Origin of the sequence: Kitasatospora sp. NPDC004799 (assembly GCF_040609095.1) — a bacterium.
Classification (GTDB): domain Bacteria; phylum Actinomycetota; class Actinomycetes; order Streptomycetales; family Streptomycetaceae; genus Kitasatospora.
The window spans coordinates 41,319-50,174 of record NZ_JBEXJK010000015.1 but is presented as its reverse complement, the minus strand read 5'-3'; the positions used below and the strand labels follow the sequence as shown (position 1 = coordinate 50,174).

The following is an 8,856-nucleotide window of genomic DNA, read 5'->3' as shown; positions in this document are numbered from 1 at the left end:
CGAGCGCCACACCGCCACCCCCCCCCGCGCCGTCCCCGGCGCCCCGGGGGCCCCCACGGCCGAAGGCCGGGGGAGGGTCGAGGCCGTCGAGCTGGCCAACGGCTACCGCCTCGACTGCGACCTGGTGGTGCTGGCCTGCGGCACCCGCCCGCGCACCGCGCTGGCGCACGCCGCCGGACTGCCCGTCACCACCGGCGTGCCGGTCGACGACGGGCTGGGCGTCGCCCCGCACGTGCACGCGATCGGCGACTGCGCCGAGCACCGCGGCACCGTCCACGGCCTGGCCGGCCCCGCCTGGGAGCAGGCCGACGTGCTCGCCCGCCGGCTCTCCGGCGCCGAGCCGGACGCCCGCTACCCCGGCACCGGCCCGCGCGCCCGGCTCAGCACCGGCGGCCTGGAGTACGCGGCCTTCGGCGCCGTGGACGAGACCCGCGACCAGGGCCTGCACGTCCTGCGGCTCACCGACGCCACCCGCGGCAGCTACAAGAAGCTCGTCCTGCGCGGCGACCGCCTGGTGGGCGCGATCCTGCTCGGCGACCTGGCCACCGTGGACGCGCTGGCCGGCGCCTTCGCCGACGGCGGCGCGCTCGCCGGCCACCCCCTGCACCTGCTCACCCGAGGAACTGCCATGACTGGAGACGTGCGTTGACCACTGACCACCGCAGCACCCGAGACGCCGGCGCCGTCCGGGACCTCGTCCTGGTCGGCCACGGCATGGTCGGCCAGCGCTTCCTGGAGGCCTGGACGGAACAGCCCGCCGCCCGCGGCTGGCGGGTCACCGTGCTCGCCGAGGAGCCCCGGCCCGCGTACGACCGGGTCCACCTCAGCTCGCTGTTCGCCGGGAGCACCGCCGAGGACCTCGCGCTCTGCCCGGCCGGCTTCCTCGCCGAGCACGGCATCGACCTGCGCCTGGGCGACCCGGCCACCGCGATCGACCGCTCGGCGCGACGCGTTCGCACCGCCTCCGGCACCGAAGTCCGGTACGACGTCCTGGTGTTGGCGACCGGCTCGGTGCCCTTCGTGCCGCCGGTTCCGGGCACCGACGCGCCCGGCTGCCACGTCTACCGGACCATCGAGGACGTGGACGCGATCCGTGCCGGCGCCGCGGCCGCCCGGACCGGCGTCGTGGTCGGCGGCGGACTGCTCGGGCTGGAGGCGGCCGGCGCGCTGCGGGCCGGCGGACTCGACACCCACGTCGTGGAGTTCGCACCCCGGCTGATGGCCGTCCAGGTGGACGACGGCGGCGGCGCGGCGCTGCGCCGCAAGATCGAGGACCTCGGCGTCACCGTCCACACCGGCGCGGGTGCCAGTGGCGTGCTCACCGGCCCGGACGGCCGGGTCCGCGGCCTCGCCCTCTCCGACGGACGCGAACTGCCCGCCGAACTGGTGGTGTTCTCCGCCGGGGTGCGCGCCCGCGACCAGCTCGCCCGGGACTGCGGACTGCCGGTCGGCCCGCGCGGCGGCGTCGTGGTCGACGCCCACTGCCGCACCGAGGACCCGGCGGTGCTCGCCATCGGCGAGTGCGCCCAGGCCGTCGACGGCCGGGTCTACGGTCTGGTCGCCCCCGGCTACCAGATGGCCGAGACGGCGGCGCGCACCGTCGCGGAGCAGGCCGGCGCGGGCTTCACCGGCGCCGACACCTCCACCAAGCTCAAGCTGCTCGGCGTGGACGTCGCCAGCTTCGGCGACCCGCACGGCACTGCCGAGGGCGCCCTCGACGTGCTCTACAGCGACAGCCGCAGCGGCGTCTACCGCAAGCTCGTCATCGGCGCCGACGGCGCGCTGCTCGGCGGCGTCCTGGTCGGCGACACCGAGGGCTACGGCACCCTGCGCCCGCTCGCCGTCGCCGGCAAGCCGCTCACCGTCGCGCCCGAACAGCTCGTGCTGCCCGCCGGGTTCGCGGGGGCCGCCGGACCGGTCGCGCTGCCCGACGACGCGGTGCTCTGCTCCTGCCACAACGTGACCCAGGGCGCGGTGCGCGCCGCCGTCCGCGAGCAGGGCGCCGACAGCGTGGCCGCCGTCAAGAAGTGCACCCGGGCCGGCACCGGCTGCGGCAGCTGCCTCAAGCAGCTCGGCACCGTCGTCACCGAGGAGCTGGAGGCCGCCGGGGTCTCCACCGTCAAGGGCCTGTGCGAGCACTTCGCCCACACCCGCGCCGAGTTGTACGAGATCGTCCGGGTCACCGGGCTGACCAGCTTCTCCGAGCTGCTCGCCCGGCACGGCAGCGGCGGCGAGGGCTGCGAGATCTGCAAGCCGACCGTCGCCTCCGTCCTGGCCAGCCTCGGCAACGGCCACATCCTGGACGGCGAGCAGGGCGCGCTCCAGGACTCCAACGACCACTTCCTCGCCAACCTCCAGCGCAACGGCTCGTACTCGGTCGTCCCCCGGGTGCCCGGCGGCGAGATCACCCCCGAGGGCCTGATCACGATCGGCGAGATCGCCCGCGACCACGGCCTGTACACCAAGATCACCGGCGGCCAGCGGATCGACATGTTCGGCGCCACCGTCGACCAACTGCCGCTCATCTGGCGCAAGTTGGTCGACGCCGGGTTCGAGTCCGGACACGCCTACGGCAAGTCGCTGCGCACCGTGAAGTCCTGCGTCGGCGAGACCTGGTGCCGCTTCGGCGTCCAGGACTCCACCGCCCTGGCCATCGAACTGGAGCTGCGCTACCGGGGGTTGCGCTCCCCGCACAAGCTCAAGGCGGCCGTCTCCGGCTGCGCCCGCGAGTGCGCCGAGGCGCAGAGCAAGGACTTCGGCGTCATCGCCACCTCGGCCGGCTGGAACCTCTACGTCGGCGGCAACGGCGGCACGACCCCGCGCCACGCCGACCTGCTGGTGGCGGACGTGGACCGCGAGACGCTGATCCGGACCATCGACCGCTACCTGATGTTCTACATCCGCACCGCCGACCGGCTGGAGCGCACCTCGGTCTGGCTGGAGCGGCTGGAGGGCGGCTTGGACCACCTGCGGGCCGTGGTCCTCGACGACGCGCTCGGCATCGCCGCCGAACTGGATGAACTGATGGAGCGTCACACCGGCGGCTACCGGGACGAATGGGCCGAGACCCTGGCCGACCCCGACCGGCTGCGGCGCTTCACCTCCTTCGTCAACGCCCCCGGCACCCCCGACCCCGCCGTGACCTTCGTCCCCGAACGCGGCCAGATCCGCCCGGCCCGCCCCGGCGAGGCCGGCCACACCCTCAACGCCCCGGTGCTGGTTGCCGGGGCCCGACCGGAGGTGCTCACCCCGTGACCGTACAGATCCACGACGGCACCCGCTGGCAGACCGTCTGCTCCCTCGACGACCTCCAACCCGGCCGCGGCGTCGCCGTGTTGCTCCCCGACGCCGGACAGGTCGCGCTCTTCCGCGACCGCGCCGGGACGTTGTACGCCGTCGACAACCTCGACCCGTTCAGCGGCGCCCCCGTCCTCGCCCGCGGCCTGCTCGGCAGCCGGGGCGACCGGCCGACGCTCATCTCGCCGATGTACAAGCAGGTGTACGACCTCACCGACGGCCGCTGCCTGGACGAGGACACCGCCCCCGACGGCACCCCCGCCGTGCTGCGGCGCTGGCCGGTCCGGTCCGTCGGGTCCGGCGGGTCCGTCGCGTCCGTCGCGTCCGTCGGGTCCGGCGCCGGGGAGGTGGCGGCATGACGGCCGTCCTCGACACCAGATCGCCCGCCCCGCTGGCGGGTTGGGACCCGGAGGACGAGGAGTTCTGGGCGCGCGGCGGCGCCCGGATCGCCCGGCGGAACCTGGTGTTCTCCGTGCTCTCCGAACACATCGGCTTCTCGGTGTGGAGCCTCTGGTCGGTGCTGGTGCTGTTCCTCGGTCCCGAGTACCACATCGACACGGCGGGGAAGTTCACCCTCACCGCCCTGCCGACCGCGCTCGGCGCACTGCTGCGGCTGCCGTACACCTTCGCCGTCGCCCGCTTCGGCGGCCGCACCTGGACGGTGATCAGCACCCTGCTGCTGCTCGTGCCCACCGCGCTCACCGCGCTGGTGCTGGAACCCGGGGTCCCGTACGGAACGCTGCTGGCCGTCGCCTGCGTGGCCGGCGTCGGCGGGGGCAACTTCGCCTCCTCGATGGCCAACATCAACGCCTTCTACCCGCACCGGCTCAAGGGGTGGGCGCTGGGCGTCAACGCGGGCGGCGGCAACCTGGGCGTGCCGGCCGTGCAGCTGCTCGGGCTGCTGGTGCTGGCCACCGCCGGGGCCGCCCACCCCCGGCTGCTGCCGCTGCTGTACCTGCCGATGATCCTGCTGGCGGCGGCGGGGGCGTGGTGGCGGATGGACAACCTGCCGGTGTCGAAGGGTAGTTCGGGCGAGGGGCGGGCGTTGCGCGAGGTGGCCCGCGACCCGTACGGCTGGGCCGTCTCCACCCTCTACATCGGCACCTTCGGCTCCTTCATCGGCTTCGGCTTCGCCTTCGGGCAGGTGCTTCAGGTGCAGTTCCACGAGCGCTTCGACACCCCGGTGAAGGCCGCCGCGCTCACCTTCCTCGGGCCGCTGCTCGGCTCGCTGCTGCGACCGGTGGGCGGGCGGCTCGCCGACCGGTACGGCGGTGCGCGGGTGACGCTGGCCACCTTCGCCGCCATGGGCGCCGGTACGGCGGTGGTGCTGGCCGCCTCCAAGGCGGGCTCGCTGCCGCTGTTCCTCGCCGGGTTCGTCGCCCTGTTCGTGCTCAGCGGGATCGGCAACGGCTCGACGTACAAGATGATCCCGGCGCACTACCAGGCCGTGGCCCGGTCGGCGGTCGCGGCCGGGGCGGACCCGGCGGCCGCCGAGGCCGACTCCCGGTGCCGCTCCGCCGCGCTGATCGGGCTCGCGGGGGCGATCGGGGCGTTCGGCGGGGTGCTGGTGAACCTGACGTTCCGGCAGTCCTTCCTGGCCGGCGGCAACGGGGACGCGGCGTACACGGGGTTCCTGCTGGCGTACGCGGGCTGCTCGGTGCTGACCTGGGCGGTCTGGCTCCGACGGCGGTGAAGCCCCGGCGGTGAGGGCACCGGGGTGGGGCGTTGCCCTACGCTCGTGGCCTGCACACGGGGAGGGCACGAGGGATGGCCGACAGCACGTCGAACGCGGTGAACGGCACGGTGACCGGGCCGGTCGTCCAGGCCGGGAGCATCGAGAACCTCTACCTGGGCGGGAGCCGGCCCCCGGTCGTACCGAACGGGGCCGACGCGTGGGTGCGGGCCGCCGCGGAGTCGCGGGTGTGGCAGCACGTCCGGGAGGACCGGGATGCGGAGCCGTACCGGTGCGTCGTGCTGAAGGCCGTCGGGGAGTTGGCCGTGCTGCGGGACTCGGTCGACCTGGCGGACGATCCGTGGCAGGACCCTGGGATCGCGGTGCGGTTTGCCGCACGAGTCGACTGGTTGCTCGGCAACGAGCGGCTGGACCTCTACCCGGCCGAGGCCGCGCTGCTGGCGGTGCTGCCCTTCCTTTACCGGGTCCGCTCGCTGCACCTGGCGGCGGCGCGGGCTTCCGTCCGTCCGACGGACCTGCTGCCCGCGCCCGAGCCCGACGCCGACCGTGCGGCCTACGAGCAGTTCATCGAGTCCTACGACCTACTCGTGGGCCGCACCCGAACCCGCCCCGCCTCAGCTTCCGTACTCGGCTGGTGGCTCTTCCACCGCTGGCTCGACCAGCACGAGGATCTCGCCGATCCCGAGGGCGTCGGCGAGATCCTGGACCGACTCCCGGTGCTCGCCGACCTCGGCGAGACCTTCGCACTCAAGCGCGTCTGCGCCCTGCTGCACGGCCTGCGGCGAGGTCCCGACGTCGGCAACCGTGACTACCTCGCCGGCCTCAGCACGGACGACCATCTTCGGGCTCCAGGCGAACAGCACGTCCGGGAGCCGAGGTTGGCGCTTCTGCTGGCGCTGGCGTACGGGACCGCCATCGAGCTGACCGCCCTGCCCGAGATCGTGGCGGAACACCTCGGCATCCCGGACGAGGTGGACCTCCCCGACCTGCGCCGGACGCTGGACGAGGCCGCGTGGGGCGGCTCCTACGACCTTCCGGTGCTGCGCGCGGAATGCCGCCACGAGGCAGTGGTGGAGGGCCTGCGCGAGTACACCGCCCGCGCCGACGAACTCCTGCACGCCGTCCGCCGCGTGCTCACCTCGCACCCGCTCCCCACCCGCCTCACCTCGGACGAGGCCGCGCCCGCCGCCGGGGCCTTCACGGGCTGGGCGCGCTTCCGGATGGACGAACGCCGGGTCCGCAGCCTGCTGATGGGCGTCGAGCTCTACCGCGACCGGGACCTGGCCGTCCGCGAGCTCTACCAGAACGCCCTCGACGCCTGCCGGTACCGGCGCGCCCGCACCGAGTTCCTGGACCGCACCCACCCGCTGGCCGACTTCCGCTACGACGGTCTCATCCAGTTCCGTCAGGGCGTGGACGAGGACGGCCGCGCCTACCTGGAGTGCGAGGACGACGGTGTCGGCATGGGGGAGGAGGAGCTGCGAGGCGTCTTCTCCAACGCCGGCGCCCGTTTCGCCGAGCAGCTGGACTTCAAGGTGGAACGCGCCAAGTGGCGGAAGACGGAGCCGCCCGTCGAGCTCCACCCCAACAGCCGTTTCGGCATCGGCGTCCTGAGCTACTTCATGCTCGCCGACGAGATCCGGGTGACGACCTGCCGGATGGACGAGAAGGGGCACCTGGGCGCGAACCTGGGCGTCTCCATCTACGGCCCGGGCCACCTCTTCCGGATCCTCCCCAGGCCCGAGCCGGCCCGGAAGCCCGGCACCACGGTGCGGCTGTACCTGCGGGAGGACATCGACCTGGGCGCCTCCTGGTCGGCCCTCGACGTCCTCGAACGCCTGCTGGGCATCGCGGAGTTCCGCACCACGGCGGTGCACGGCGAGCGGAACGCGGAGTGGAGGCCCGGCACGCTGCGGGCCAGGGACTCGGGGTCGGAGAAGGAGTTCGGGTACCACGCGACGGGCACGGTCGTCCCGTGGGAGAACGCTCCCGACGGCGCGCAGGTGATGTGGTGCCAGTACGGCGGGAGCCTGTTGGTGGACGGCCTGTTCGTCCGGCCCTCGGCGGCAGGGGAACTCCTGGGCCAGGGCAGGGGTCTGGCGGGGGTCGTCGTGAACCTCTCGGGGGCGTGGTCGCCGGGCAGGTTGTCGGTCGACCGGCGCCTGGTCATCGATGACGTGTCCCACCGGGTCCGTCGACTGCTGGAGGCGGCGGCGGTCGATCTGGTCCGGACCGACACGACCCTGCTGAGCATGCTGTGGCTCGGGCGCGTGACGCTCGCCAATGTCGGCGTCGCCGACGTGCTGGCGGCCGAGTGCATCAGGCAGGGGCGGCAGTTCGAGCACCTCGGCTTCGAGTTCGACACCCGACGGACGGGGTGCTGCTCCGTGGACGTCGACCTGTTCGGCGCGGTGGGAATTCCATGGCCCGACGGCAGCGGCGCCATGGGGCGGCGGGTGTCTGGCGCGCCGGACGACTCCGTGGTCCTCTGGAGGCTCCTGGCGCACGATCGGCAGGAGGAGTTGGCGGAACTCGCGGAGATCTGGCCGCCGCTCCTGGCGGCCGGCCGTGGGCGCGCGGGGATGCCCTCCGACCAGCTCGCCATGACCGTGACCCGTGGCAGCAGTACGACGAGTTGGCGGCGCTTCCACGGGTTCGGCCGGCTGGACGGCATCCCGGTGGTGAGCGGCCGGCCGGCCACGGTCACCGGGCTGCTGACAGCAGCGGACGAGCAGGCAGGGCCGGTTGCCGAGGTAGCCGCGGACTGGTCGCGGGCGGGGGTGGACGTTCCCCGGGCCGTGCTCGACCTGGCGCTCGCCGTCGAGTCGGACCGGGTTTTCCTGAGGGCGACCGAGGAGGGGCGGTGGCTCCGTGGGTGGCCGGAGCCGGGGGAGGCCGTCGCTCCCGGGTACCTCGCCAAGGCCAGCGCGACGCTGGGTGTCCCCGTCGCCGAGGTCGCCGAGGCCATGGCGGCGTACGGACTGGAGGCCGACCTCACGGGACTTCCCGACCTGCCGTCGAGCGACGTGGCCGTGATGCTCAGCCTCCGCCTCGACGGGGCGTGGCCGTGGCTGAGCCGGGCGCAGGCCGTTCCCGTCGCCCATGTGCTGCGCGTGGCGGACCGGACGGGGGCCGGCACGGCCGAGGTGCTCGCATCCTTCGCGGGGCTCGGGTTCCCGGTCCCTCGGATGCCGCAGGACGCGACACCGGAGGACCTGTTCCTCTTCGACGGAATGTCGGATTGGGGCGATCCCGGGGACGTCCACTTCCGGTACGCGTTCTCCCTGCCGAGGTACGAGGACATCTCCTTGGAGGAGCTGGTCGAGCGGTACCGCGCGTACGGATCCTCGATGTCCCTTCCGGCCCCGGCCACGCGCCTCGACCGGGAGCTCTTCCAGTCCGGCGGCATCATGGACTGGGACGACCTGGCGATGGGGGACACGGTTCCCCTGGCCAAGCTGATCACGGCCGGGTACCACCTCGACCGGAGCCCGGGGGAGTTGGCCCGCCATCTGAAGTCCCGCGGAATCGCCGTCTCCTGCGACGACCTGCCCCGGGAGTTGACGCACCGACAGGCCCTGGACATCGTCGGAGAGCTCGACAACAGCCCGCACATGGTGGGCGAGGGCATCTCCTTGGCGACCCTGATGGAGGTCTCCCGGCGAACCGGCCGGTCGATCCCGCAGATCGCCGGCTGGTACCGGGAGTGGGGCATCCCCGTCCCCGACGTCGCCGAGTCGATCCGCGCCGCCCTGGCCCGGGTCCCGATGGCCGACCCGTCCTGAGCACCGAATCCACCCGTGAACAGGGCTGCAGCGACCCGCCGCCATGTTCTACAGTTCTGTAGAACAAACAGTACGGCGATC

The 8,856-nt window shown here is 73.6% G+C and carries 5 protein-coding genes; all 5 read left to right on the top strand.

Annotated elements, in window-relative coordinates:
• On the top strand, positions 1 to 649 hold a 649-nt coding region (locus tag ABZW03_RS03895), incomplete at its 5' end, for an FAD-dependent oxidoreductase (RefSeq protein WP_355251739.1).
• 65 nt (positions 650 to 714) lie between these two features.
• On the top strand, positions 715 to 3,255 hold the full coding sequence (gene nirB, locus ABZW03_RS03890; RefSeq protein ID WP_355251742.1) for a nitrite reductase large subunit NirB: 2,541 nt from the start codon (positions 715 to 717) through the stop codon (positions 3,253 to 3,255).
• On the top strand, positions 3,252 to 3,656 hold the full coding sequence (gene nirD, locus ABZW03_RS03885) for a nitrite reductase small subunit NirD (protein ID WP_355251736.1): 405 nt from the start codon (positions 3,252 to 3,254) through the stop codon (positions 3,654 to 3,656). Before nirB ends, nirD begins: the two co-directional genes overlap by 4 nt.
• Positions 3,653 to 4,990, top strand: a complete 1,338-nt coding sequence (locus tag ABZW03_RS03880) for a nitrate/nitrite transporter (RefSeq protein ID WP_355251733.1) — start codon at positions 3,653 to 3,655, stop codon at positions 4,988 to 4,990. The genes nirD and ABZW03_RS03880 overlap by 4 nt, the downstream gene beginning before the upstream one ends.
• A gap of 74 nt (positions 4,991 to 5,064) precedes the next feature.
• Positions 5,065 to 8,775, top strand: coding sequence for an ATP-binding protein (locus ABZW03_RS03875; protein WP_355251730.1), 3,711 nt, complete (start codon positions 5,065 to 5,067; stop codon positions 8,773 to 8,775).
• Positions 8,776 to 8,856: the final 81 nt, after the last annotated feature.